This window comes from Streptomyces sp. NPDC127197, assembly GCF_042672405.1.
GTDB classification, from domain to species: Bacteria; Actinomycetota; Actinomycetes; order Streptomycetales; family Streptomycetaceae; genus Streptomyces; species Streptomyces flavusporus.
The window spans coordinates 86,757-113,216 of sequence record NZ_JBHXVG010000015.1; the positions used below are offsets into that span (position 1 = coordinate 86,757).

At 70.9% G+C, this 26,460-nt stretch carries 21 protein-coding genes and 1 tRNA gene; 15 read left to right on the forward strand and 7 right to left on the reverse strand.

The annotated features are described in order from the left end of the window. The first annotated feature begins 47 nt into the window (after positions 1-47). The 4 genes from ACFVJQ_RS23580 to ACFVJQ_RS23595 all read left to right on the forward strand — a co-directional run bounded on the left by ACFVJQ_RS23580 (position 48) and on the right by ACFVJQ_RS23595 (position 5,673). Entirely contained in the window at positions 48-830 is a 783-nt protein-coding gene (locus ACFVJQ_RS23580) for an anti-sigma factor family protein (RefSeq protein ID WP_385512761.1), read from the forward strand. A 115-nt stretch (positions 831-945) separates the two neighbouring features. Beyond that, positions 946-3,243, forward strand: a complete 2,298-nt coding sequence (locus ACFVJQ_RS23585; RefSeq protein ID WP_385512762.1) for a HelD family protein — start codon at positions 946-948, stop codon at positions 3,241-3,243. Between the two features lie 369 nt (positions 3,244-3,612). Beyond that, complete coding sequence (locus tag ACFVJQ_RS23590; protein WP_385512763.1) at positions 3,613-5,037, forward strand: NAD-dependent malic enzyme; 1,425 nt, start codon at positions 3,613-3,615, stop codon at positions 5,035-5,037. A gap of 354 nt (positions 5,038-5,391) precedes the next feature. Continuing rightward, positions 5,392-5,673, forward strand: a complete 282-nt coding sequence (locus ACFVJQ_RS23595; protein WP_129799764.1) for an HU family DNA-binding protein — start codon at positions 5,392-5,394, stop codon at positions 5,671-5,673. A gap of 103 nt (positions 5,674-5,776) precedes the next feature. On the opposite strand, the gene murA is transcribed toward ACFVJQ_RS23595, so the two are convergent. Continuing rightward, complete coding sequence (gene murA / locus ACFVJQ_RS23600) at positions 5,777-7,117, reverse strand: UDP-N-acetylglucosamine 1-carboxyvinyltransferase (protein ID WP_385512764.1); 1,341 nt, start codon at positions 7,115-7,117, stop codon at positions 5,777-5,779. Between the two features lie 307 nt (positions 7,118-7,424). On the opposite strand from murA, the gene ACFVJQ_RS23605 reads away from it, so the two are divergent. The 7 genes from ACFVJQ_RS23605 to ACFVJQ_RS23635 all read left to right on the forward strand — a co-directional run bounded on the left by ACFVJQ_RS23605 (position 7,425) and on the right by ACFVJQ_RS23635 (position 16,612). Continuing rightward, positions 7,425-7,997: a YqgE/AlgH family protein gene (locus ACFVJQ_RS23605; RefSeq protein ID WP_129799762.1), complete on the forward strand. Its 573-nt coding sequence runs from the start codon at positions 7,425-7,427 to the stop codon at positions 7,995-7,997. 29 nt (positions 7,998-8,026) lie between these two features. Continuing rightward, positions 8,027-8,314 (forward strand): DUF3039 domain-containing protein, encoded by a 288-nt coding sequence (locus ACFVJQ_RS23610; protein ID WP_030054422.1) that lies wholly within the window; start codon positions 8,027-8,029, stop codon positions 8,312-8,314. Positions 8,315-8,543: 229 nt separating this feature from the next. Beyond that, positions 8,544-10,175: a beta-N-acetylhexosaminidase gene (locus ACFVJQ_RS23615; RefSeq protein WP_385512765.1), complete on the forward strand. Its 1,632-nt coding sequence runs from the start codon at positions 8,544-8,546 to the stop codon at positions 10,173-10,175. A gap of 225 nt (positions 10,176-10,400) precedes the next feature. Continuing rightward, the gene (locus ACFVJQ_RS23620) at positions 10,401-11,294 is read left to right on the forward strand and encodes an FAD binding domain-containing protein (protein WP_385512766.1); all 894 of its coding nucleotides are present in this window, start codon (positions 10,401-10,403) and stop codon (positions 11,292-11,294) included. Further along, complete coding sequence (locus tag ACFVJQ_RS23625) at positions 11,291-12,964, forward strand: (2Fe-2S)-binding protein (RefSeq protein WP_385786537.1); 1,674 nt, start codon at positions 11,291-11,293, stop codon at positions 12,962-12,964. Before ACFVJQ_RS23620 ends, ACFVJQ_RS23625 begins: the two co-directional genes overlap by 4 nt. Then, positions 12,961-15,270, forward strand: coding sequence for a xanthine dehydrogenase family protein molybdopterin-binding subunit (locus ACFVJQ_RS23630; protein ID WP_385786540.1), 2,310 nt, complete (start codon positions 12,961-12,963; stop codon positions 15,268-15,270). The genes ACFVJQ_RS23625 and ACFVJQ_RS23630 overlap by 4 nt, the downstream gene beginning before the upstream one ends. Before the next feature lie 163 nt (positions 15,271-15,433). After that, positions 15,434-16,612: an SUKH-4 family immunity protein gene (locus tag ACFVJQ_RS23635; RefSeq protein ID WP_385786543.1), complete on the forward strand. Its 1,179-nt coding sequence runs from the start codon at positions 15,434-15,436 to the stop codon at positions 16,610-16,612. Positions 16,613-16,623: 11 nt separating this feature from the next. On the opposite strand, the gene ACFVJQ_RS23640 is transcribed toward ACFVJQ_RS23635, so the two are convergent. Next, a tRNA-Cys gene (locus ACFVJQ_RS23640) sits at positions 16,624-16,698 on the reverse strand. 182 nt (positions 16,699-16,880) lie between these two features. Here ACFVJQ_RS23640 and ACFVJQ_RS23645 point away from each other — a divergent pair. The 4 genes from ACFVJQ_RS23645 to ACFVJQ_RS23660 all read left to right on the forward strand — a co-directional run bounded on the left by ACFVJQ_RS23645 (position 16,881) and on the right by ACFVJQ_RS23660 (position 22,208). Further along, entirely contained in the window at positions 16,881-18,326 is a 1,446-nt protein-coding gene (locus ACFVJQ_RS23645) for an MFS transporter (protein ID WP_385512770.1), read from the forward strand. A 217-nt stretch (positions 18,327-18,543) separates the two neighbouring features. Further along, complete coding sequence (locus ACFVJQ_RS23650) at positions 18,544-20,343, forward strand: DEAD/DEAH box helicase (protein ID WP_385512771.1); 1,800 nt, start codon at positions 18,544-18,546, stop codon at positions 20,341-20,343. A gap of 375 nt (positions 20,344-20,718) precedes the next feature. Beyond that, positions 20,719-21,360 carry an IclR family transcriptional regulator gene (locus ACFVJQ_RS23655; protein ID WP_224733547.1) on the forward strand — a complete coding sequence of 214 codons (642 nt, stop codon included), beginning with the start codon at positions 20,719-20,721 and terminating at the stop codon, positions 21,358-21,360. Between the two features lie 56 nt (positions 21,361-21,416). Further along, entirely contained in the window at positions 21,417-22,208 is a 792-nt protein-coding gene (locus tag ACFVJQ_RS23660) for a S16 family serine protease (protein ID WP_385786547.1), read from the forward strand. A 12-nt stretch (positions 22,209-22,220) separates the two neighbouring features. Here the strand turns inward: ACFVJQ_RS23660 and ACFVJQ_RS23665 are convergent, their stop codons facing one another. Genes ACFVJQ_RS23665 through ACFVJQ_RS23685 form a run of 5 tightly spaced genes read right to left on the reverse strand, consistent with a single transcriptional unit; the run spans position 22,221 to position 26,432 of the window. Next, positions 22,221-23,183, reverse strand: coding sequence for a glycine betaine ABC transporter substrate-binding protein (locus ACFVJQ_RS23665; protein ID WP_385786550.1), 963 nt, complete (start codon positions 23,181-23,183; stop codon positions 22,221-22,223). Next, positions 23,180-24,040: an ABC transporter permease gene (locus ACFVJQ_RS23670; RefSeq protein WP_385786552.1), complete on the reverse strand. Its 861-nt coding sequence runs from the start codon at positions 24,038-24,040 to the stop codon at positions 23,180-23,182. Before ACFVJQ_RS23670 ends, ACFVJQ_RS23665 begins: the two co-directional genes overlap by 4 nt. Further along, positions 24,037-25,275, reverse strand: a complete 1,239-nt coding sequence (locus ACFVJQ_RS23675) for a betaine/proline/choline family ABC transporter ATP-binding protein (RefSeq protein ID WP_224733544.1) — start codon at positions 25,273-25,275, stop codon at positions 24,037-24,039. Before ACFVJQ_RS23675 ends, ACFVJQ_RS23670 begins: the two co-directional genes overlap by 4 nt. Beyond that, on the reverse strand, positions 25,268-25,915 hold the full coding sequence (locus ACFVJQ_RS23680; RefSeq protein WP_385512775.1) for an ABC transporter permease: 648 nt from the start codon (positions 25,913-25,915) through the stop codon (positions 25,268-25,270). The genes ACFVJQ_RS23675 and ACFVJQ_RS23680 overlap by 8 nt, the downstream gene beginning before the upstream one ends. 46 nt (positions 25,916-25,961) lie before the next feature. Next, entirely contained in the window at positions 25,962-26,432 is a 471-nt protein-coding gene (locus ACFVJQ_RS23685) for an Lrp/AsnC family transcriptional regulator (RefSeq protein ID WP_224733542.1), read from the reverse strand. Positions 26,433-26,460 lie beyond the last annotated feature (28 nt).

Below are 26,460 nucleotides of genomic sequence, written 5' to 3' on the forward strand. Positions count from 1 at the left end.
ACACATACGGGGGATACGGAGCAGGGGGTCCGGGTATGTCTGGCCCCATGCAGGGAACACAGGGCGGCGGATCACTGGGCCCGAACGAACACGAGACCGTCGGTGCCTACGCCCTCGGGATTCTCGACGACGCCGAAGCAACCGCTTTCGAGGCCCACCTCGCCACCTGCGAGTGGTGCGCCCAGCAGCTCGACGAGCTCGCCGGGATGGAACCGATGCTGGCCGCCCTCGCCGACCTGCCCGGCGCCGGCACGCCCTCGATCGGCGAGTCGCTGTCCGCCAGGCCCAGCCCACGGCTCGCGGAGAAGCTGGTCGACGAGGTCGCCGAGCGCCGCGCCCAGAAGCGCCGCCGCGGGATGTACATGGTGGCCGCGGCCGCCGCGCTGATCGTCGGCGGCCCGCTGGTCTCCGTCGCGGCGACCGGCGGCGACGACTCCGGAGGCGGCAACGTCCCGCTCCAGGCGTCCAGCCCCGCCAAGGCCGCGTTCGACGGTATGCCCGACCGGGTCGCCGCGACCGACCCGAAGACCAAGGTCAGCGCGACCGTGGCCATGGAGGAGAAGCCCCACGGCACCGACGCCGTCCTGGAACTCAAGGGCGTCAAGGGCCCCGAGAAGTGCTCCCTGATCGCCGTCGGCAAGAACGGCGAGCGCGAGACGCTCAGCAACTGGTCCGTCCCGAACTGGGGCTACGGCCTCCCGAACGCCAAGACCGAGCAGGCCAAGAACCCGCTCTACGTCCAGGGCGGCGCCGCCTTCGCCCCCAACGAGATCGACCACTTCGTGGTCATGACCTTCGACGGTGAAGTGCTGGTCGAGGTCGACGCGTAAGTCGTACGGCAGGCCCCGGGGTGTTGTGGACAACGGACCCGGGGCCCATGCGTAGCCTTTCCGGGTCCCCTTCGCGTACGGTGGACGGCTGCCCAGCACGTCAGAAGGGGGCCCGGTGGCCGCTCAGGCTCAACAGGAAACCGCGCTCGGCTCGGTCCATGACTCCGTACGCGACCGAGAGATCGGCGTGGAACAGGAACACCTGGACCGGGTGTACCACCGCCTGGAGGAGAAGATCCACGAGGCGGAGTTCCTCATGCACGACGCGGCCAAACGCGGCCAGGTCGGCACGCCCGGTGCGCTCGCCGAGCGCGACGCGCAGGTCTTCCGGGCGGGCGTCCACCTGAACCGGCTGAACAACGAGTTCGAGGACTTCCTCTTCGGCCGCATCGACCTGCTGCCCGGCAAGGACGGCAAGAAGGGCCCGGACGGCGCGTACACCGCGGTCGAGCCCGCCGAGGGCGCGGTCCGCGACGACGGTACGGCCGACATCGCCGAGACCCTGCACATCGGCCGCATCGGCGTCCTCGACCAGGACTACGCGCCGCTGGTCATCGACTGGCGGGCCCCCGCCGCGGCCCCCTTCTACCGCTCCACGCCGGTCGACCCCGGCCGGGTGGTCCGCCGCCGGGTGATCCGCTCCAAGGGCCGCCGTGTCCTCGGCGTCGAGGACGACCTGATGCGCCCCGAGCTGAAGGCGTTCCTCGACGGCGACGAACTGCCCGTCATCGGCGACGGCGCCCTGATGGCCGCCCTCGGGCAGGCCCGCAGCCACACCATGCGGGACATCGTCGCCTCCATCCAGGCCGAGCAGGACCTGGTCATCCGTGCCCCCGCCGCCTCCGTGACGTACGTCGAGGGCGGCCCCGGCACCGGCAAGACCGCCGTCGCCCTGCACCGCGCGGCGTACCTCCTCTACCAGGACCGGCGCCGCTACGCGGGCGGCATCCTGATCGTCTCGCCGACCCCGCTGCTGGTCGCGTACACCGAGGGCGTGCTGCCCTCCCTCGGCGAGGAGGGCCAGGTCGCCATCCGCGCGATCGGTTCGCTCGTCGACGGCGCCGAGGCGACGCTGTACGACTCCCCGTCCGTGGCCCGTGCCAAGGGCTCGTACCGCATGCTCAAGGTGCTGCGGAAGGCCGCCCGCGGAGCGCTGGAGCTGAACGATTCACCGCAGCGGCTGCGAGTCGTCGCCTTCGGCCGGCGGCTCGAACTGGAGGCCGCCGAGCTGGAGCGGATCCGGCGCAGTGCGCTGGGCGGCACGGCTCCGGTGAACCTGCTGCGCCCTCGGGCGCGCAGGCTGCTCCTCGACGCGCTGTGGGAGCAGTCGGGCGGCGCGACCCGCCACTCCGACCCCGAGCTCGCCGCCGAGCTGCGCTCCTCGTTCGACGAGGACGTGACATCGGAGGACGCCTTTGTGGGCTTCCTCGACGCCTGGTGGCCGGAGCTGACCCCGCAGCATGTGCTGCGGGTCATGGCCGACGAGAAGCGGCTGGGCCGCTGGGCCCGCCGGATCCTGAACCCGGGCGAGGTGCGCAAGGTGGCCCGCTCGCTCCGGCGGGACGGCCACTCCGTGCACGACATCGCCATGCTCGACGAGCTGCAGGCCCTCCTCGGTGTCCCCGCCCGCCCCCGGAAGAAGCGCGAGCTCGACCCGCTCGACCAGCTCACCGGCCTGGAGGAGCTGATGCCGGTGCGCGAGGAGTCGCAGCGCGAGCGGGCCGAGCGGCTGGCGCAGGAGCGCACCGAGTACGCGCACGTCATCGTCGACGAGGCCCAGGACCTCACGCCCATGCAGTGGCGCATGATCGGCCGGCGTGGTCGGCACGCCACCTGGACGGTCGTCGGCGACCCGGCCCAGTCCTCCTGGTCCGACCCGGACGAGGCGGCCGAGGCCCGCGACGAGGCGCTCGGCACCCGCCCCCGCCGCCGCTTCCGCCTCACCGTGAACTACCGCAACCCGGCCGAGATCGCCGAACTGGCGTCGAAGGTGCTGGCCCTCGCCATGCCTGGCTCCGAGTCGCCGTCGGCCGTCCGTTCCACGGGCGTCGAGCCCCGCTTCACCGTTGTACGGGAGTCCTTGGGGCACACCGTGCGCGAGGAGGCGGCCCGGCTCCTCGACCGCGTGGACGGCACGGTCGGTGTGGTGGTGGCCATGAACCGGCGTGAGGAGGCCCGGCGCTGGCTGGCCGGACTCGGTGACCGGGTGGTGGCGCTCGGCAGCCTGGAGGCGAAGGGCCTGGAGTACGACGCGACGGTGGTCGTCTCGCCCGCAGAGATCGCCGACGAGTCGCCCGCCGGGCTGCGGGTGCTGTACGTCGCCCTGACCCGGGCCACCCAGCAGCTGACGGTCGTCTCCGACGCGCGCGACGAGCCGGACACGGCCGGGGTGCCTGACCTGCTCAGAGACTGACGCGGAAGAGACCGACCCGGATGGACTCCCGGGACGGGAATGGCCGTGCGGGATCCGTTTGTTAGCCTTGACGTGACACCGGCCCGATCCAAGCCCCCGGGCCCAACCTTCGTCGCTTCGAGCGACCACTTGCCGCGAGGCGAGCATGGCGGGTCGGTGTCACTGACCTGAGAGAGGCCCACGTCACGATGTGACGTGGGCCTCTTTCGTTGCCTGATCGTTTCTCGTATGGTGGAAGATATTTTCCGAAATCGCACCCCGGGTGTGAACTAAATGAGCGCAATCCCGGGCGGCTACCGCGTACTCAGGGGTAGGTGCGACGATCGGACGGCACAACGCAGCATTCGGTGAAAGCAGAGGAAGTCGGCCATGGCAACGGCGCCCAGCGTCTCCTACTCGATGACCATCCGGCTGGAGGTGCCTGCGAGCGGAACCGCCGTCTCGCAGCTCACCACCGTCGTGGAGTCCTCCGGAGGCTCGGTGACCGGCCTCGACGTCACCGCGTCCGGCCACGAGAAGCTCCGCATCGACGTCACCATCGCGGCGACCTCCACCGGCCACGCCGACGAGATCGTCGAGAAGCTCCGCGGCATCGAGGGCATCACGCTCGGCAAGGTCTCGGACCGTACGTTCCTCATGCACCTCGGCGGCAAGATCGAGATGGCGTCGAAGCACCCCATCCGCAACCGTGACGACCTGTCCATGATCTACACGCCGGGTGTGGCCCGCGTCTGCATGGCGATCGCCGAGAATCCCGAGGACGCCCGCCGCCTCACCATCAAGCGCAACTCCGTTGCGGTCGTGACGGACGGCTCCGCCGTGCTGGGCCTGGGCAACATCGGCCCGAAGGCCGCGCTGCCCGTCATGGAGGGCAAGGCGGCCCTCTTCAAGCGGTTCGCCGGTATCGACGCCTGGCCCATCTGCCTGGACACCCAGGACACCGACGCCATCGTCGAGATCGTGAAGGCGATCGCCCCGGGGTTCGCCGGCATCAACCTCGAGGACATCTCCGCCCCCCGTTGCTTCGAGATCGAGGCGCGGCTGCGCGAGGCCCTCGACATCCCCGTCTTCCACGACGACCAGCACGGCACCGCGATCGTCGTCCTCGCCGCCCTCACCAACGCACTTCGCGTGGTGGGCAAGGCAGTTGGGGACGTCCGGGTCGTCATGTCCGGCGCGGGCGCGGCCGGTACGGCGATCCTGAAGCTGCTGCTCGCCGCGGGCGTGAAGCACGCCGTTGTCGCCGACATCCACGGTGTCGTGCACGCCGGCCGCGAGGACCTGGTCGACGCCGCCCCCGACTCGGCGCTGCGCTGGATCGCCGACAACACCAACCCCGACGGCATCACCGGCACCCTCAAGGACGCCGTGCGCGGCGCCGACGTCTTCATCGGCGTCTCGGCTCCCAACGTGCTCGACGGTGACGACGTGGCCGGGATGGCCGACGACGCGATCGTGTTCGCGCTCGCGAATCCGGACCCCGAGGTCGACCCGGCAATCGCCCGCCAGACCGCGGCAGTTGTGGCCACCGGCCGCTCCGACTTCCCCAACCAGATCAACAACGTCCTGGTCTTCCCGGGCGTCTTCCGTGGCCTGCTGGACGCACAGTCCCGTACTGTTAACACGGAGATGATGCTCGCCGCCGCGAAGGCGCTGGCGGACGTGGTGACCGAGGACGAGCTGAACCCGAACTACATCGTCCCGAGCGTGTTCAACGACAAGGTCGCCGGTGCGGTCGCGGGTGCGGTGCGGGAAGCGGCGAAGGCTGCCGGAGCGTCGGCGACGGCGTTGTAGCACATGCGGCGTCGACGTCAACCCGCGCTGGGCTGTGGCTGTGAGGATTGCCACGGCTGCGCTGGTCAACGGCGCGTCGTGGAACCACCCGGCGTCGGCTGCCATCTAGGGTGGCGGCCGGTCAGTGGCGCTTTTCGTGTGACTCCCAAGGGTGTTCTCACGACTCCTGCGGGTGCCGGATTGGCATTCCCGCCGCAGGTGGGGGCAGGATGCGTCCCTGGGCGCGAGCGTCGGACGACGGACCCGGGTCCGGGGACTGTCCGAGGACCCTGGCAGCATCGGCTTCGCTGTGCCTGATATGCGGCTCCGCCGCGTGGCACGCCTCAACGGCAAGAAGAACACGGGAGTAACAAAATGAACCGCAGTGAGCTGGTGGCCGCGCTGGCCGACCGCGCCGAGGTGACCCGCAAGGACGCCGACGCCGTGCTGGCCGCGTTCGCCGACGTGGTCGGCGAGATCGTCTCCAAGGGCGACGAGAAGGTCACCATCCCCGGCTTCCTGACCTTCGAGCGCACCCACCGTGCCGCTCGCACCGCGCGCAACCCGCAGACCGGCGACCCGATCCAGATCCCGGCCGGTTACAGCGTGAAGGTCTCCGCGGGCTCCAAGCTCAAGGAAGCCGCCAAGGGCCAGTAATCCTGCCCGTACACCACGGGACGGTGTACGGAGCCTGAGCAACGCCAATGGGGCGGCCACCCGGCATCCGGGAGGCCGCCCCATCGTCGTAGGACCGGACCTGTCAGCCGAGCGCCTTGCCCGGCAGCTCCACCTTCGCGCCCAGCTCGACGAGCTTCTCCATGAAGTTCTCGTAGCCCCGGTTGATGAGGTCGATGCCGTGGACCCGGGACGTGCCCTGGGCGGCCAGCGCGGCGATGAGGTACGAGAAGCCGCCGCGGAGGTCGGGGATGACCAGGTCGGCGCCCTGGAGGCGGGTGGGGCCGCTCACGACCGCCGAGTGCAGGAAGTTGCGCTGGCCGAAGCGGCAGTGCGAGCCGCCCAGGCACTCGCGGTAGAGCTGGATGTGGGCGCCCATCTGGTTGAGCGCGGACGTGAAGCCGAGACGGGACTCGTAGACCGTCTCGTGAATGATCGACAGCCCCGTCGCCTGCGTGAGGGCGACGACCAGCGGCTGCTGCCAGTCGGTCTGGAAGCCGGGGTGGACGTCCGTTTCGAGGGCGATGGACTTCAGCTGCCCGCCCGGGTGCCAGAAGCGGATGCCCTCGTCGTCGATCTCGAAGGCGCCGCCCACCTTCCGGTAGGTGTTGAGGAACGTCATCATCGACCGCTGCTGAGCGCCACGGACATAGATGTTGCCCTCGGTCGCGAGCGCCGCGGACGCCCAAGAGGCGGCCTCCAGGCGGTCCGGGAGGGCGCGGTGGGTGTAGCCGCCGAGCGTGTCCACACCGGTGATGCGGATCGTGCGGTCGGTGTCCATCGCGATGATGGCGCCCATCTTCTGCAGTACGCAGATGAGGTCCTCGATCTCCGGCTCGACCGCCGCGTTCGAGAGTTCCGTCACGCCCTCCGCGAGGACGGCCGTCAGCAGCACCTGCTCGGTCGCGCCCACGGACGGGTACGGCAGCTGGATCTTCGTACCGCGCAGCCGCTGCGGGGCCTCCAGGTACTGCCCGTCCGCCCGCTTCTCGATCCGCGCGCCGAACTGTCGCAGCACGTCGAAGTGGAAGTCGATGGGCCGGCCGCCGATGTCGCAGCCGCCGAGGCCCGGGATGAACGCATGGCCGAGACGGTGCAGCAGGGGGCCGCAGAAGAGGATCGGGATGCGCGAGGAACCCGCGTGGGCATCGATGTCAGCGACGTTCGCGCTCTCCACCCGGGTCGGGTCGAGGACCAGCTCGCCCGGCTCCTCGCCCGGACGCACGGACACGCCGTGCAGCTGGAGCAGACCGCGGACCACACGGACGTCACGGATGTCCGGGACGTTGCGCAGTCGGCTCGGCGCACTGCCCAGCAGGGCGGCGACCATGGCCTTCGGTACGAGGTTCTTCGCACCACGGACACGGATCTCGCCCTCCAGCGGGGTTCCGCCGTGGACAAGCAGGACATCGTCGTTGACGGTCATGAATCTCGCGTTCCGATGAGTTGGGCAGGGGCCGGAGGGACAGACTAATGGCCGCCGACCCCCCTCCTGTAAGCCCGAGCAGCCCCCAGCTCTGTCATATCTCTGTCACAACACGAACCGTTCCCAATCGGGCACATGGGGTCACTGGCAGGGGCGTGCGCCGGGAGTGCTTCCGCCCACCCTCCCGTCTCCCACCACCACCCTCAAACGAGGCCTTATCAGGCCACTCCTTCAATTCATGGCTGCATTCACTCCCGACCCCCCATTGGCTCCCCACGCCGGGCGAAGATGCGGGATCATGTCTGCCATGACCGAGGTGTCCTCGCTCACAGGGCGGCTGCTCGTGGCAACGCCCGCCCTGGCGGACCCGAACTTCGACCGCGCGGTGGTGCTCCTTCTCGACCACGACGAGGAGGGCTCGCTGGGTGTCGTTCTCAACCGTCCGACGCCGGTGGGGGTGGGCGACATCCTGGAGGGCTGGGCGGAGCTGGCCGGCGAACCCGGCGTGGTCTTCCAGGGCGGGCCGGTCTCCCTGGACTCCGCTCTCGGTGTGGCGGTCATCCCGGGCGGCGCGTCCGGGGAGGCCGTCCCGCTCGGCTTTCGGCGGGTGCACGGCGCGATCGGCCTGGTCGACCTGGAGGCCCCGCCGGAGCTGCTCGCCTCGGCCCTCGGCTCGCTCAGGATCTTCGCCGGATACGCGGGCTGGGGCCCCGGCCAGCTGGAGGACGAGCTGGTCGAGGGCGCCTGGTACGTGGTCGAGTCCGAGCCGGGCGACGTCTACTACCCGGCTCCCGAACGGCTCTGGCGCGAGGTGCTGCGCCGACAGCGCAACGAGCTGGCGATGGTGGCCACCTATCCGGACGACCCTTCGCTCAACTGATGCGTGTGAGCTTCAGTACCCTTGGCCGTATGAGCACTCTCGAGCCCGAGCGCGGGACTGGTACGGGGACACTCGTAGAGCCCACGCCGCAGACTTCCCACGGCGACGGTGACCACGAGCGCTTCGCCCACTACGTCCAGAAGGACAAGATCATGGCGAGCGCCCTCGACGGTACGCCCGTCGTGGCGCTGTGCGGCAAGGTCTGGGTGCCCGGCCGCGACCCGAAGAAGTACCCCGTGTGTCCCATGTGCAAGGAGATCTACGAGTCCATGGGTGCCGGCGGGGACGACAAGGGCAAGGGCGGCGACAAGAAGTAGGCCGGTAGGCCGTGGGTCCGTAGCCGGGCAGCTCTGCTCGTCTGTTTCCGGGAGGTCCCCCGGGGTGTGCTTTGCGCGCCCCGGGGGCCTTCGTGTCAGGCCCCTCCCCGGACTCCTTCCGGCGTTTCTTCGGAGAGCAGGAATTCGGCCGGCAATTCTTCAACAGGCCTGGTCGCCAAGTCCCTCATCATCAGCGACACTTCGCCAGTCGACGCAAAGGACTGACGACGTGACTGCATTGACGGATCTGATTCCGGCGCCGCGCGCCGTCGAGGGACCCATGCGCTGCGAGGTGCTGTTCGACCCGGAAACGGCCCTGTGGGCCGCCCCGGGCACGGGCGCCACGGAGCGCTGGCTGCGCTCCACCGTGGGTGCGGCTCTCGGCCTGCCGTTTCCGTCCGGACCGGAGGACCGGCCCGGCTCCGTACGGCTGTACCTGGACGACGCGCTGGAGCCGGAGGCGTACCGGCTCTCCGTCGGCGCAGACCAGGGTGTCGAGATCCGGGGCGGCAGCGCGGCCGGCGTCTTCTGGGGTGCGCAGACACTGCGCCAACTCCTCGGCCCCGACGCATTCCGACGCGCCCCCGTACGCCCCGGAACCACCCTCGGAATCCCGCACCAGATCATCGAGGACGCCCCCCGATTCCGCTGGCGCGGCCTCATGCTCGATGTCGCCCGGCACTTCATGCCCAAGGAAGGCGTGCTGCGCTACCTGGACCTGATGGCGGCGCACAAACTCAACGTCTTCCACTTTCACCTGACGGACGATCAAGGATGGCGGATCGAGATCAGGCGGTACCCGAAGCTCACCGAGGTCGGTTCCTGGCGGGCGCGCACGAAATTCGGCCACCGGGCCTCGCCGTTGTGGGAGGAGAAGCCGCACGGTGGCTACTACACCCAGGACGACATCCGGGAGATCGTCGCCTACGCCGCCGAGCGGCATATCACCGTCGTCCCGGAAATCGACGTACCGGGACACTCGCAGGCCGCCATCGCCGCGTATCCGGAACTCGGCAACACCGACGTCATCGACACCACCGCCCTCACCGTCTGGGACACCTGGGGGATCAATCCGAACGTACTCGCCCCCACTGACAACACCCTGCGTTTTTACGAGGGGGTGTTCGAGGAAGTCCTGGAGCTGTTCCCCTCGGAGTTCATTCATGTCGGCGGCGACGAATGCCCGAAGGACCAGTGGAAGCAGTCGCCGGCCGCACAGGCGCGGATCAGGGAACTCGGGCTCGCCGACGAGGACGAGTTGCAGTCCTGGTTCGTCGGCCACTTCGACAAGTGGCTCTCCGCGCGCGGGCGCAGGCTCATCGGCTGGGACGAGATCCTGGAGGGTGGGCTCGCGGACGGGGCGGCCGTGTCGTCCTGGCGCGGCTACGCGGGCGGAGTCGCCGCCGCGCGGGCCGGTCACGACGTCGTCATGTGCCCCGAGCAGCAGGTGTACCTGGACCACCGCCAGTCCGCCGGCGCGGACGAACCCGTACCGATCGGCTATGTGCGCACCCTGGCGGACGTCTACCGGTTCGAGCCGGTCCCGCCGCAGCTCAGCGGGGAGCAGACGCGCCATGTCCTGGGCACGCAGGCCAACGTGTGGACCGAGGTGATGGAGGACCAGGGCCGGGTGGACTACCAGGTCTTCCCGAGGCTTGCGGCCTTCGCCGAGGTCGCCTGGAGTGCCCTGCCCGCCCCGGCGGAACGGGACTTCGAGGACTTCGAGCGGCGGATGGCCGTCCACTACCGGCGGCTCGACGCCCTGGGAGTCGCGTACCGGCCGCCCGCCGGACCGCAGCCCTGGCAGCGGCGTCCCGGCGTGCTCGGCCGACCGATCGACGGTCCGCCCCCGAACAAGTGATGGAAAAAGCGCCCAAGCGTCACCGAAGAGTGGCAATTCCAACGCACGGGTGACGAATGTCCGAATCGGACCATTTCCCCGGTGAGGTGGGCGAACGCCTCCTAGCGGACCCCCGCGTTCGGGTCCTGCGAAGATGTGCCAGAGTTGCCACGTCCGCCCTGTCAGCACGTACCGTACGGCAGCACAGGCGGGACCAGGTGGGGCAGCGGGAAGGGGCAAGCCGGTTTGACCACGCACGCACCGCAGGCGGCGCAGGCCGTCACGCTGCCCGCCACGCTGGACGAGGCAGTGGCGGCGCTCATCGCCATGCCCGCCGCAGTGCCCGTGGCCGGCGGCACCGATCTGATGACCGCCGTCAATTCGGGGCAGCTCAGGCCTGCCGCGCTGGTCGGCCTCGGCAAGATCAGCGAAATCCGCGGCTGGCAGTACCAGGACGGGCACGCCCTGCTCGGCGCGGGCCTCACCCACGCGCGTATGGGTCGCCCCGACTTCGCCGCGCTCATCCCGGCGCTCGCCGCCGCCGCGCGCGCCGCCGGTCCGCCGCACATCCGCAACGCCGGCACCCTGGGCGGCAACATCGCCACGGCCGCCCCCACCGGCGATGCGCTGCCGGTGCTGGCCGCCCTGGAGGCGACGCTGATCGTCGCGGGCCCGGGCGGGGCCCGCCGGGAGCTCCCGGTGTCGCACCTGCTGGCCGGCATGGAGATGCTGCGCGCCGGCGAACTCATCGGCTACGTGCGCGTGCCGCTGCTGCACGCGCCGCAGGTCTTCCTGAAGGCGACAGGCCGCACCGGCCCCGGGCGGGCCGTCGCGTCCGTCGCGCTCGTCCTCGACCCGGCCCGCCGCGGAGTCAGGTGCGCCGTCGGCGCCATAGCGCCGATGCCGCTCAGGCCCCTGGAAGCCGAGCAGTGGGTCGCGCAGCTCATCGACTGGGACAACAACCGCGCGATCGTCCCCGAGGCGCTGAACGCCTTCGGTGAGTACGTCGCCGCGGCCTGCATCCCCGACCCGGTCCCGGCCGAGGACGGCTCCGTGCAGCAGCTTCCGCCCGCCGTACTGCACCTGCGGCGCACCGTCGCCGCGCTGGCCCGACGAGCACTGGGGAGGGCGCTGTCGTGACCGACGACCAGCACGAAGGGGGCACGCCCCAGGGCGGCGGCCGCTGGGACCCGCTGCCCCAGGGCGACTACGACGACGGCGCCACCGCCTTCGTGAAACTCCCCGAGGGCGGCGTCGACGCGCTGCTGGCCGCCGCCGAGAGCCCGCTCGCCGCGCCCGGCCACGGCTATGTGCCCCCGCAGATAACGGTCACGCCCGCCACCACCGCCGGCACCGACCCCGCCGCCACCGGCACCTGGGCGATGCCCTCCGAAGGCGTGCAGTGGCCCGACCCGAACGCGGTGCCGCAGGACGCCTCCGGCCAGGATCAGTTCACGTACAACCCCCCGGCCACGGGCCAGTGGACCTTCGAGGACGCCAACGCCGCGGAGGCACCCGCGGCACCCGGCCACGACGTGACCGGGCAGTGGTCGATCCCCGTTGCGAACGGTGATCTTCCGGACGAATCGGGCGAGTTCACCACCTCGTCCCTCGTGGAGCAGTGGGGCGGCACACCACCGGCCACGCTTCCCGGGGGTGCAGCCGCGCCCTGGGCGACCGAGTCGGTGGGGCAGCCGTGGAGCCGGGAGCCGTCGCCGGACGCGGGGACGGAGCCGTCCGGACATGAGCACGGTGAGCCGGGGCCGTCCGGGGACCGGCGCCATGAGCCGGAACGGTCCGGTGCCGCCGCGCAGCAGCCCGATCCGGGGCACTCCGGGCACTCCCATCCGGGGCAGGCCGCGCCCTCCGCGTCCGCGTCGGCCGCGGGCGCCGAGGAGGCCGCTCAGGCCGCCCGTCCCGCCCAGCCGTACGCGGAGGCTCCGCCGCCCGCCCCTGTGGCCGGTGAGACGGTCGAGGACACCCCGGGTGCCCATGGGCCCGAGGAGGCCGCTGAGAGCCCCGCTGAGTCCTCCGCGCCGCCCGCACCGGCCGGAGGTGCAGGCACCGGGCCGGAGGGCGCCGAGCAGCCCGTGACGGACGCCGACGGCGAGACCACGGACGACGCCCCGGAGGAGGCCGGCGCACCGGCCGCCCCGTCCGCACACGAAGAGCACCCGCTCGCCTCGTACGTGCTGCGCGTCAACGGCACGGACCGCCCCGTCACCGAAGCGTGGATCGGCGAGTCGCTGCTCTACGTCCTGCGGGAGCGGCTCGGCCTCGCGGGCGCCAAGGACGGCTGCTCGCAGGGCGAGTGCGGGGCCTGCAACGTCCAGGTCGACGGCCGGCTCGTCGCCTCCTGCCTGGTGCCTGCGGTCACCGCGGCCGGCAGCGAGGTGCGCACCGTGGAGGGCCTGGCCGCCGACGGGCAGCCCTCGGACGTGCAGCGGGCGCTCGCCAGGTGCGGTGCGGTGCAGTGCGGTTTCTGCGTGCCGGGCATGGCGATGACCGTGCACGACCTCCTGGAGGGCAACCCGGCGCCGACCGAGCTGGAGACCCGCCAGGCGCTGTGCGGCAACCTGTGCCGCTGCTCCGGCTACCGGGCCGTCCTGGACGCCGTCAAGGACGTCGTCGCCGAACGCGAGGCGCACTCCGCGGCCGACGCGGCCGAACACGACGCCGACGAGGCACGTATCCCCCACCAGGCGGGGCCCGGGGCCGGCGGCGTCAACCCGTCGGCGTTCGAGTCCCCCGGGACACCCGGACCGCATGACCAGCCGTACGGACAGGGACAGGACGGAGGCCAGGCGTGAGTAACGAAGCCGCCACCGCGACCACCACCGCGGAGGCCGTCCCCGCCGCCGAGTCGATCCCGCACGGCCTCGGCGCCTCCCTGCCCGCGGCGGACGCCCGCGCGAAGACCGAGGGCACCTTCCCGTACGCGGCCGACCTGTGGGCCGAAGGCCTGCTGTGGGCGGCCGTGTTGCGCTCACCGCACCCGCACGCGCGCATCGTGTCCATCGACACCTCCCACGCGCGCGAGATGCCCGGCGTACGGGCCGTCGTCACGCACGAGGACGTGCCCGGCGCGCCGCTGCACGGCCGCGGCAGGTCCGACCGTCCGGTGTTCGCCTCCGAGGTCGTACGCCACCACGGTGAGCCCATCGCCGCCGTCGCCGCCGACCACCCGGACACCGCGCGGATGGCCGCTGCGGCCGTCATCGTCGAGTACGAGGTACTCGACCCGGTGACCGACCCCGAGCAGGCCTTCGAGGCCGAGCCGCTGCACCCCGACGGCAACCTGATCCGGCACATCCCGCTGCGCCACGGCGACCCGGAGGCGGCCGGCGAGGTCGTCGTCGAGGGCCTGTACCGCATCGGCCGCCAGGACCCGGCGCCCATCGGCGCCGAGGCGGGCCTCGCCGTGCCGCGCCCCGACGGCGGAGTGGAGCTGTACCTGGCGTCCACGGACCCGCACACCGACCGCGACACCGCTGCCGCCTGCTACGGCCTGGAACCGGAGCGCGTGAAGGTCGTCGTCACCGGCGTGCCCGGCGCCACCGCCGACCGCGAGGACCAGGGCTTCCAACTCCCGCTCGGCCTGTTGGCGTTGAAGACCGGCTGCCCGGTGAAACTGACCGCCACGCGCGAGGAGTCCTTCCTGGGCCACGCGCACCGGCATCCGACCCTGCTCAGGTACCGCCACCACGCGGACGCCGAGGGCAAGCTGGTGAAGGTCGAGGCGCAGATCCTGCTGGACGCGGGCGCATACGCCGACACCTCTTCGGACGCCCTCGCGGCCGCCGTCTCCTTCGCCTGCGGCCCGTACGTCGTTCCGAACGCCTTCATCGAGGGCTGGGCCGTGCGCACCAACAACCCGCCCTCCGGCCATGTGCGCGGCGAGGGCGCGATGCAGGTGGCCGCCGCCTACGAGGCGCAGATGGACAAGCTGGCGAAGAAGCTGGGCGTCGACCCGGCGGAGCTGCGCCTGCGCAACGTCATGGCGACGGGCGACGTACTCCCCACGGGCCAGACGGTGACGTGCCCGGCTCCCGTCGCGGAACTCCTCCAGGCCGTACGGGACTTCCCCCTGCCGGCCCTGCCCAAGGACACGCCCGAGGACGAGTGGCTGCTGCCCGGCGGCCCCGAGGGCGCGGGCGAACCGGGCGCGGTGCGCCGCGGCGTCGGATACGGCCTCGGCATGGTGCACATGCTCGGCGCGGAGGGCGCCGACGAGGTCTCCACGGCGACGGTGAAGGTCCAGGACGGCGTGGCGACGGTGCTCTGTGCGGCCGTCGAGACCGGCCAGGGCTTCAGCACGCTCGCACGTCAGATCGTCCAGGAGACGCTGGGCATCGACGAGGTGCACGTGGCCCCCGTGGACACCGACCAGCCGCCGGCCGGCGCGGGCTGCCGCGGCCGCCACACATGGGTGTCGGGCGGTGCGGTGGAGCGGGCGGCGAAGATGGTCCGCACGCAGCTGCTGCAGCCGCTGGCGCACAAGTTCGGCATGTCCACGGAGCTGCTCCAGATCACCGACGGCAAGATCACGTCGTACGACGGAGTCCTGTCGACCACCGTCACCGAGGCGATGGACGGCAAGGAACTGTGGGCGACCGCGCAGTGCCGCCCGCACCCGACCGAACCGCTCGACGCGACCGGCCAGGGCGACGCCTTCGTCGGGCTCGCCTTCTGCGCGATCCGCGCCGTGGTCGACGTCGACATCGAGCTCGGTTCCGTACGGGTGGTGGAGCTGGCGGTCGCCCAGGACGTCGGCCGGGTGCTGAACCCGGCGCAGCTCGCGGCCCGTATCGAGGCGGGCGTCACCCAGGGCGTGGGCATCGCCCTCACGGAGAACCTGCGCACCCCGCGCGGAGTGATACGGCATCCCGACCTCACCGGGTACGCCCTGCCGACCGCCCTGGACGCCCCCGACATCCGGATCGTCAAGCTGGTCGAGGAACGCGACGTGGTCGCTCCCTTCGGCGCGAAGGCGGCCAGTGCGGTGCCGGTCGTGGCGTCGCCGGCGGCGATCGCGTCGGCCGTGCGCGCCGCGACGGGCCGCCCGGTGAACCGACTGCCGATCCGCCCGCAGGCGGCGGTGGTGACGGGCCAGTGAGCCACAGCCGCTGATTCTCCGACGGACGTTGTTCGCTCGCTGTTTGCGCAGGTCGGAGCGATTGTCAGTGGTGCCGCGTAGTGTTCTGGGCAGTGGGGACGGCCGGTGCCGCGAGGCACGGACGACCGGCGTCACCCTGGGGACAACCATGCGCGGGGGAACCATGAGCACGATCGATGCCGCTCCGGCAGTGATCACCTTGACGGAGGACGAGCTGGATCCGTACGTCACGCATGCGCCGACGCGCCGCTGGCTGATGGATCCCGGACTGCCGGGCGACAGCGGGCTGTTGACGTTCGACGCGCTGCGCAGCGACGGCCTGCGTACGGTGGCGGACTCGACGGGCGACCCCGACCGCCTGGCGGCCCAGCTGCGCGAACAGCTGGTCATAGGTGGACTCCTGGCCTCCGAGGGCCTGGAGGGCGAGTCGGTCCTGCTCGACGGCGCGACGGGCGAGGTCTCGACGACGTACTTCTTCCCCGACCGCCCCGACCTGATGGACACCCGCCCGCTCGCACCGTCGCTGCGGACGTTGGTGCGGTTCGCGTCGACGACGGAGGAACTGGCCCAGCTGCGCGGCCAGTTCGCCGCCTACGCGGGCCGCTTCGGGCCGAAGGCGGTGGCGGAGGCGTCACGGCAACTGCTGGCGGTGTTCGAGGAGGAGACGGGCCCGAACGGTGAAGTGCCCCCGTTCTGGCGGATGGCGGCACTGATCCGCCCCCTCGCCCTGGTGGCGGGCCCGGGTACGGCATCCGGCCTCACCCTCGACCTGCCGTCCCGCCTGCTGGACCAGGAGTTCGGTCCGGGCCGGGTCGCCCGCTTCGAGGACGTCGACTTCCCCGCCACACTCACCCACGAACCGACCCGCCGCTTCCTGCGCGAGACGGGCCTGCCCGAGGACGGCTTCCTCTTCTCCCTGGACACGGACGTCCCGCTGCCGACCCTGACCGAGTACTACGCGGACGAGCGCCCCGGCGACTACCCGACCGAGCAACTCCCCGCACGCGCCGACCACCTGATACGTCTCGGATACCTCATCGAGGACAACAGCCTGGTCGTCGACGGCGCGACGGGCGAGGTGCTGAACTGGAGCGAGCCCGACGCGAGGCTGTACGCCCTCAACACGGACGTCTCCACGCTGGCCTTCACCCTCTGGCTGCTGCACCGGGAGAAGGCGATCGACGAGGAGTCGGACCACGCGCTCACGACCCACGCCTACGACCAGCTGGCGGCGACGATGATCCAGGTCCTGAGAACCGTCGACCCGACGGGCACGACACCCTCCTCGCCCTGGCACTACTGGACGGAACTGTTCCAGGACGAGGCGGGCGGGGTGCTGTGACATGGCTGGCGTGGAGGCCGTGATCGGAATCGAACCGACGTAACTCGCTTTGCAGGCGAGCCCCTCAACCACTCGGGCACACGGCCGTGTGATTCGAAGGTAGGGCGGGCCGACGGGGGCCTCAAGGAAAGCCGGGGCGCTGCAATGGGACTGCCATACGGCGTTCATGAAAGCTCAGGAAGGGGCCGCGGGCCTACGACCATGGGCTGAGACCAGTACCGTCTCCCGACAGGGGTCACACCAGGTTGTGCCCCTTACGCTGGCGTACATGGCTGCCCTGGACCCCCGCGACACCGACGTCGCAGACACCCGCACCGTCCCGTCGGAATCCGACAGCGACAGTGTGTTGAGCCGGTCCTACCGGGCGCTCAGCATCGGGATCGTCTCCGTGGTGCTGCTGATCGCCTTCGAGGCGACAGCGGTCGGGACCGCGATGCCGGTCGCGGCGCGGGAGCTGGACGGTGTGTCGCTGTACGCGTTCGCGTTCTCGGGCTACTTCACGACCAGCCTGTTCGGGATGGTGCTCGCCGGTCAGTGGTCGGACCGGCGCGGCCCGCTCGGCGCGCTGACCACGGGTATCGCGGCGTTCGCCGCGGGGCTGCTGCTGTCCGGGACCGCGGCTGCGATGTGGCCGTTCATTCTCGGGCGGGCGGTGCAGGGGCTCGGCGGCGGGCTGGTGATCGTCGCGCTGTACGTCGTCGTGGGCCGCGCCTACCCGGAGCGGCTGCGGCCGGCGATCATGGCGGCGTTCGCGGCGGCCTGGGTCGTGCCGTCGATCGTGGGACCGCTCGCCTCGGGGACGGTGACCGAACACCTCGGCTGGCGTTGGGTGTTCGTCGGGATCCCGGTGCTCGTCGTCCTTCCGCTGGCGCTCGCGCTGCCGCAGATACGGCGCCGGGCGTCCGGGGCCGTCGACGACTCGGCGGACGGCGCCTCCTTCGACCGCCGCCGGATCCGGCTCGCCCTCGGCATCTCCCTGGGCGCCGGGCTGCTGCAGTACGCCGCGCAGGATCTGCGGCCCCTCTCCCTCGTCCCCGGCATCGCGGGTGCGGCGCTGCTCGTCCCGGCGGTGCTCGGGCTGCTCCCGCGCGGCACCTACCGGGCGGCACGCGGACTGCCCTCCGTGGTGCTGCTGCGCGGTGTCGCCGCCGGGTCCTTCATCGCCGCGGAGTCGTTCGTGCCGCTGATGCTGGTCACCCAGCGGGGGCTGTCGCCGACGCTCGCCGGTTTCTCGCTGGCGGCGGGCGGGGCGACGTGGGCGCTGGGTTCGTGGGTGCAGTCCCGGCCCCGGCTGGAGCCGTACCGGGAGCGGCTGATGACGCTCGGGATGGTGCTGGTCGCCGCGGCGATCGCCACCGCGCCGAGCGTCCTGATCGACTCGGTGCCTGCCTGGACCGTGGCCGTCGCCTGGGGCTTCGGCTGCTTCGGGATGGGCCTGGTGATCTCCTCCACCAGCGTCCTGCTGCTCCACCTCTCCGCCCCCGAGGAGGCCGGCACCAACTCCGCCGCCCTCCAGATCTCCGACGGTCTGTCCAACGTGGTCCTCCTCTCGGCAGGCGGCGCGGCCTTCGCGGCCCTGGGCGGCGGCACCGTGAGCCACACGGCAACGGAGGCGTCCGGTTCGCATCCGGCGGCCTTCGCGGCGGTGTTCCTGCCGATGGCGGGGGTGGCGCTGGTGGGGGCTTGGGTGACCACGCGGTTGCGGAAGCGGTAAGCCGTAAACCGATCGCCGCTGCGTGACCGTGGCCCCGGTCCTCCTCGCATGCAAGAGCTCACTCTCGGTCTCGTTCGCGGGACGGCTGCGGGAGTTGTGATGTGGATCCCACCCACGGGCGACCCGGCCTCGTCCGCGCGTTGACACGGTCGGCCCGCCGGTAGGGTGGCCCGGTTGTCCTACGCAGCCGAGCCGCCCGACCCACCCCCCGGAGACCGTGACTACCACCGCCGCTTCCTCCTCGTCCTCCCATCACCTCTCGCCCGCGTTCCCCGGCCGCGCCCCCTGGGGTACCGCCAGCAAGCTGCGTGCCTGGCAGCAGGGTGCGATGGAGAAGTACATCCAGGAGCAGCCGCGTGACTTCCTCGCGGTCGCCACGCCCGGCGCCGGTAAGACGACCTTCGCGCTGACGCTGGCGTCCTGGCTGCTGCACCACCATGTCGTGCAGCAGGTCACCGTGGTCGCGCCCACCGAGCATCTGAAGAAGCAGTGGGCGGAGGCCGCGGCGCGCATAGGGATCAAGCTCGACCCCGAGTACAGCGCCGGTCCGCTCGGCAAGGAGTACCACGGCGTCGCCGTCACGTACGCGGGTGTCGGCGTGCGGCCCATGCTGCACCGCAACCGCGTCGAGCAGCGCAAGACCCTCGTCATCCTCGACGAGATCCATCACGCCGGTGACAGCAAGTCCTGGGGTGAGGCCTGTCTCGAGGCCTTCGAGCCCGCGACCCGCCGGCTCGCGCTCACTGGTACGCCCTTCCGGTCCGACACCAACCCCATCCCCTTCGTGACGTACGAGGAGGGGAACGACGGGATCCGGCGGTCGGCCGCCGACTACACCTACGGGTACGGCAACGCGCTCGCCGACCACGTCGTGCGGCCCGTCATCTTCCTCTCCTACAGCGGCAACATGCGCTGGCGGACCAAGGCCGGCGACGAGATCGAGGCCCGGCTCGGCGAGCCCATGACCAAGGACGCGATCAGCCAGGCCTGGCGTACCGCGCTCGACCCGCGCGGCGAATGGATGCCCGCCGTGCTGCGCGCCGCCGACCAGCGGCTGACCGAGGTCAGGAAGGCCATCCCGGACGCGGGCGCGCTCGTCATCGCCTCCGACCAGGACTCGGCACGCGCCTACGCCAAGCTCATCCGGGACATCACTGGCAACAAGGCCACCCTCGTCCTGTCCGACGACGCCGGCGCCTCCGACCGGATCGACGAGTTCAGCAACAACACCGACCGCTGGATGGTCGCGGTGCGGATGGTGTCCGAGGGCGTCGACGTGCCGAGGCTCGCGGTCGGGGTGTACGCCACCACCATCTCGACGCCGCTCTTCTTCGCACAGGCCGTCGGGCGTTTCGTACGGTCCCGCAGGCGTGGCGAGACCGCGTCCGTGTTCCTGCCGACCGTGCCCGACCTGCTCTCCTTCGCCAACGAGATGGAGCGCGAGCGCGACCACGTCCTCGACAAGCCGAAGAAGGACGGCGAGGAGGACCCGTACGCCGAGGAGGAGAAGCTCCTCCGGGAGGCCGAGAAGCAGCAGGACGAGGACACCGGTGAGCAGGACATGCTCCCCTTCGAGGCCCTCGAGTCGGATGCGGTCTTCGACCGGGTCATGTACAACGGCGCCGAGTTCGGCATGCAGGCCCACCCGGGGAGCGAGGAGGAGCAGGACTACCTGGGCATCCCCGGACTGCTGGAGCCCGAGCAGGTGCAGCTGCTGCTGCAGAAGCGGCAGGCCCGGCAGATCGCACACAGCCGAAAGAAGCCCGACACCGAGGCCGACCTGCTGGAACTGCCCGCCGAGCGGCGGCCGGTGGTCTCGCACAAGGAACTGATGGAGCTGCGCCGGCAGCTCAACACCATGGTCGGCGCGTACGTCCACCAGAGCGGCAAGCCGCACGGCGTCATCCACACCGAACTGCGCCGGGTCTGCGGTGGACCGCCGAGCGCGGAGGCCACGGCGGGACAACTGCGGCAGCGGATCGCCAAGGTGCAGGAGTGGGCCACCCGGATGAGGTGACGCTGGGCGCTGTGCCTGAGCTGGTCTTTTCGGGGGGCACCTGTCGCGCTTCGGCTGCGGGGCGTCTGTGGCTGGTCGCGCAGTTCCCCGCGCCCCTTGGGGCGTACATATCGCTGCAAATCAAAACAGTCCGTACCGGCCACTGCCCGGATTCTGGACGGAGCCTTCCGCTCAGCGAACCCCCTTCGCTACTGTCCCGCTACGCATACGCCCCGTGGCAGCGCCGCCGCGGAGCGCAGCCGTGAAGCGACTGGGTCCGGACCACCGGCCGGGCCGTCAGCCGATCGGCAGCCTCTGAAGCGCGTCGCTGACGGGACTCGGCGACGCATCCGCCGCGAGGGGGCTGTCGACCTCACCACCAAAGGAGTGGGCGTCGTGACCGCGGAGACCTCTCAGACGCTCGACCGGGGACTGCGCGTCCTCAAACTGCTGGCCGACACCGACCACGGGCTGACCGTCACCGAACTGTCCACCAAGCTGGGCGTGAACCGGACCGTGGTGTACCGGCTGCTCGCCACGCTGGAGCAGCATGCGCTCGTACGACGTGACCTGGGCGGACGTGCCCGGGTCGGGCTGGGTGTGCTGGGGCTCGGGCGCCAGGTGCATCCGCTGGTACGGGAGGCCGCGCTGCCGGCGCTGCGGTCGCTGGCCGAGGACATCGGTGCGACCGCGCATCTGACGCTGGTGGACGGGGCCGAGGCGCTCGCCGTCGCCGTCGTCGAACCGACCTGGACGGACTATCACGTGGCCTACCGGGCGGGCTTCCGGCATCCGCTGGAACGTGGCGCCGCCGGCAAGGCGATCCTCTCCGCCCGGCAGCGGCCGGCCGGTGAACCCGGGTACACCCTGACACAGGGGGAGTTGGAGGCAGGGGCCTGTGGGGCCGCCGCACCGTTGGTCGGGGTCACCGGGGTCGAGGGCAGCGTCGGGGTCGTGATGCTGGCGGACGCGGTGCCGGAGCGGGTCGGCCCGCGGGTCGTGGACGCGGCACGGGAGGTCGCGGAGGCGCTGCGCTGACCGGCGTGATCCGAACCGGGGGCGGCTCGAACACGCCGTCGCGTTAGATTGACCTCGTGCTCTCTCGTCTCACACGCTCCCAGGCTCTCGCCGTCTGCGCTCTGCCCGTCGTGGGCCTGATCACCACGGCGGTGTTCGCCCCGCTGCCGTTCTCGGTGGCGCAGCCCGGGATGACGGCGAACGTCCTCGGCGAGAACCAGGGCACGCCGGTGATCACGATCTCCGGCGCCCCCACCCGGGACACGAGCGGGCAGCTGCGGATGACGACGATCGAGGCGACCAACCCGGACGCGCACATCTCGCTCGCCAAGGTGATCGACGCGTGGTGGCGTACCGACCAGGCCGTCATGCCGCGCGACGCGGTCTATCCGAGCGGTGACAGCGTCAAGGAGATCGAGCGGCACAACGAGGCGCAGATGCGTCAGTCCCAGGACGAGGCGACCCAGGCCGCGCTGTCCTACCTGGACCGGGGCGACGAGAAGATCAAGGTCGACCTCGAACTCGCCGACGTCGGCGGCCCCAGCGCCGGCCTGCTGTTCTCCCTGGGCATCGTCGACAAGCTCGACGGCGACGGCAGCGGCGGCGACCTCACGGGCGGCCGCACCATCGCCGGTACGGGCACGATCGACGCCGACGGCACGATCGGCGCGGTGGGCGGCGTGGCCCTGAAGACGCAGGCCGCACGGCGGGACGGGGCGACGGTGTTCCTGGTGCCACGGGCCGAGTGCGCCGACGCCGAGTCGGAACTGCCGAAGGGGCTGCGGCTGATTCCGGTGACCACGCTGAAGGGCGCGGTGGAGTCCCTGGTGAACCTGGAGAAGGGAACCGGCTCGGTGCCGAGTTGCTAGGGCGAGCACGGCTCACCCCTCCTTGACGAATCCCTCCTCCACCAACCAGTCCAGCGCCACCTGGTGCGGATCCTCCCCGTCGACGTCCACCTTCGCGTTGAGCGTCTGTGCCACGGAGTTGTTCAGCTTCTTCGTGATGGGGTCGAGGATCTGTGTGATCGCCGGCCACTCCTTCAGTGTCCTGGTGTTGATCACGGGCGCCGCGTTGTAGTTGGGGAAGAACTTCTGGTCGTCCTCCATCACCACCAGGTTCATGGACTTGATGCGCCCGTCGGTGGTGAACACCTCCCCGAAGGTGCAACTCCCCTTCGCCGCCTGGGTGTAGATGATCCCGGTGTCCATCTGGGTGATGCGGGCCGGCGGGATGTTCATGCCGTACGCCTTCTGCATCCCCGGCAGCCCGTCCGCCCGGTTGGCGAACTCGCCCTCCACGCACAGCGTCACGGCCGAGGGATTCGACCTGGACAGGGCGGCCACGTCGGAGAGGGTCCTCGTGCCGTACTTCTTGAAGTTGGCCTGGTTCATCGCCAGGGCGTAGGTGTTGTTGAGGGACGCCGGCGGCAGCCAGGTCAGGCCGTTCCTCAGGTCCGCGTCGTGCACCGCCTGCCACTGCTGCCGGGGGTCGGTGATGGGCTCGCTGTTGCCCATGTACGTGATCCAGGCGGTGCCGGTGTACTCGTAGACGCCGTCCGCGTCACCGCTCTTGACCGCCTCGCGGGAGCCCACGGAGCCCTGGATGCCGGTGCGGTCCAGGACGTTCGCGCCGGCCGCCTCGAAGGCGATGCCCATGATCGCGCCGAGGATGAGCTGCTCGGTGAACTCCTTCGACGTCACGGTCAGATCGGCGCCCCTGAGCGGCTCACCCCGTCCGATCGAGCCCGGCTGCACGTCGTCCACCATCGGCGAACCGCTCGTCAGGCCACAGCCGGAGACGGCCACCAGCAGCCCCGCCAGCAGCAGACACCCGCGCCTCATCGCCCCACCTCCAACCCCTGCGGCCGCAACAGCAGTTCCGCCAGCGAGGCCATCCAGTCCACCAGCAGGGCCAGCGAGACGGTGAGGATCGAGCCCAGCACCAGCACCGGCATCCGCTGGCTGGTGATGCCGGTGGTGATCAGCACGCCCAGTCCGCCGCCTCCGCCGAAGGTCGCCAGGGTCGCCGTACCGACGTTCAGGACCAGCGCCGTACGGACGCCGGCCAGGATCAGCGGGACCGCCAGGGGGAGTTCGACCTTCGTCAGCACTCCCGTCGGGGACATGCCGATGCCCCGCGCGGCCTCCAGCAGGCTCGGGTCGGTGGCCTTCAGTCCGGCGATGGTGTTCGACAGCACCGGCAGCACGGCGTAGATGATGATGCCGATCAGGGCCGCCCTCCGGCCGATGCCCAGCCAGATCACCAGCAGGGCGAGCAGGCCGATCGCCGGGGTCGCCTGGCCCATGTTGGCGATCGCCATGGCCGCCGGGGTCGCCCTGCGGAAGGCCTTGCGGGTGAGCAGGATGCCCAGCGGGATCGCGATGATCAGCACGAAGAACGTGGAGATCACGGTCAGTTCGATGTGCTGCCACAGCGCCTTGGACACCCGGCCGCCGGACAGCGCGTTCTCGGAGATCGTGTCCAGGTCGGCCTGTGCGAACCACAGCCAGGTCCCGAGCAGCAGCGCCACCAGGAACGCGGGCAGGACGGTCAGCTTCTGCCAGCTGATCCGGGGGCCCGTCGGACTCGGCGGGGGAGGCGGCTCCTCGTCGGCCAGGAGCTCGCCCTCCTCCAGGTAGGGGTGGCCCTCGACGTCGTGCTCGCCCGCCGGCCGGTTCTGGTCCGAAGAGGTGGTCACGCCTTCGCCTCCCCTCCGTTGCCCTCCTGCTCGGCATGCGTCTGGGCGGCCCTCGCCTCCTCCAGGTCGTGCTGGTGCGCCATGGCCTCCAGCCGGTCGGCCTCCAGCAGCTCGTGCACGGAGTTGATGAGCGTCTCCATGTCGACGACGCCGGTGTACTCGCCGCGCCGCCCGGTCACCGCCACCCGCCCGGCGCTGTCCGTGAGCACCGCCTCCAGCGCGTCCCGCAGCGTGGCGTCCCGGGTCACCGTGTCGTACACGAGCGTGCCCGCGCGCGCCAGCGAGCCCTTGGCCCGCATCAGGTCGCCACGCCTGAGCCACTTGTACGGGCGGCCCCGCTTGTCCAGCAGGAGGATCTCGTTGGTGCCGCTGGAGCGGAGCAGGTTGAAGATGGACTGAAGCGGGTCGTCGACGGTCACCGTCGGGTAGTCGGTGATCTCCACATCCCGTACGCGGGTCAGGTTCAGCCGTTTCAGCGCCGCCCCGGCGCCGACGAAGCCGGAGACGAAGTCGTCCGCCGGGTTGGTGAGGATCGCCTCCGGGGTGTCGAACTGCGCGATGTGCGAACGCTCGCGCAGCACCGCGATCCGGTCGCCGAGCTTGATCGCCTCGTCGAAGTCGTGCGTGACGAACACGATCGTCTTGTGCAGCTCGCGCTGGAGCCGGATCAGCTCGTCCTGGAGGTGGTCCCGGGTGATCGGGTCCACCGCGCCGAACGGCTCGTCCATCAGCAGCACCGGCGGATCGGCGGCCAGCGCCCGGGCCACGCCCACCCGCTGTTGCTGGCCGCCGGACAGCTGGCGGGGATAGCGGCCGTGGAACTCGCGCGGGTCGAGCCCGACCAGGTCGAGCATCTCCTCGACCCGCTCCCGGATCCGCGTCTTGGACCAGCCGATCATCTTCGGGACGAGCGCGATGTTCTGCGCCACCGTCATGTGCGGGAACAGGCCGGACGCCTGGATCGCGTACCCCACATGGCGGCGCAGCTTGACCGGATCCATGCGGGTCACGTCTTCCTCGTTGATCCGGATGCGACCGCTGCTCGGCTCGATCAACCTGTTGATCATCTTGAGCGTGGTTGATTTTCCGCATCCGGACGGACCGACGAAGATGACGGTCTCGCCCGCATTGATGTGCATGCTGACGTTGTCGACAGCGGGGGCCGGGTTGCCCGGGTAGCGCTTGCTGAGGTTCTCCAGCTCGATCGCGGCCCCCCTGGCGGACGTCTCAGGCACGGATCCCCCTGGGGATGGTCAGCCGTCCGATGAGGACGTACACGGCGTCGAACAGCAGGGCCAGGATGATGATCGCGAGCGTGCCGGCGAGCACCTGGTTGAGCGCGTTCTTGCTGCCCAGGGACGCCAGACCGCGGAAGATCAGATTGCCGAGGCCGGGGCCGGAGGCGTACGCCGCGATGGCCGCGATGCCCATCAGCATCTGCGTCGAGACCCGGATGCCGGTCAGGATCGGCGGCCAGGCGAGCGGCAGTTCGATCCGCACCAGGCGCATCGGCCGGGACATCCCGATGCCCGTGGCCGCGTCCACCAGCGTGGGGTCCACGCCGCGCAGCCCCACGATCGCGTTCCGCACGATCGGCAGCAGCCCGTACAACGTCAGTGCGATCACCGTCGGCGGTACGCCGAGCCCCACGACCGGGATCAGCAGACCGATCATCGCCAGCGACGGAATGGTCAGGATGGTGGAGGTGGCCAGGGTGGCGAGGTTGCCCGCCCACTCCGACCGGTAGGTGACGACGCCGATCAGCACGCCCAGCAGAGTCGCCACGACCATGCACTGGAAGACGGCGCTGGCGTGTTGGTAGGCGTCGGTGAGCAGCTGCTGGTGGCGGCTGCCGAGGTACTCCCAGAAGTTCACCCGCCATCACCCCACAGCCTTGCTCACTCCCACCGGTCGCGGTGGCTCACTCCTGAAGCGCCGCCTGCTCCACCAGCGGGATGATCCGCAGCGGAACGGGGTTCTCCATCACGATCGCCGTGGCGGCCCGGACGATGCCATCAAAACCGACGACCCGGTCGATCACACGTTGAAGGTCGGCGTTGGAGCGGGCCACCAGCCGGCACAGCATGTCGCCGCTGCCGGTGGTGGTGTGCAGCTCCAGTACCTCCGGTACGGTCGCCAAATGGGCCCGTACGTCGGGCCCTTGGCCCTGCCGGATCTGCAGGGTGGCGAAGGCGGTGACCGGGTAGCCGAGGGCCGCCGGGTCCACCTGCGGGCCGAATCCGCGGATGACGCCATTCGACTGAAGCCGGTCCAGCCGCGCCTGCACCGTGCCGCGCGCGACGCCGAGCCGCCGCGACATCTCCAGTACGCCGATCCGCGGCTCACGGGCCAGCAGCACGATGATGCGGCCGTCCAGATGATCGATTGCCACAGCGGGCCTCCCAGCTGGTCATCCTGTA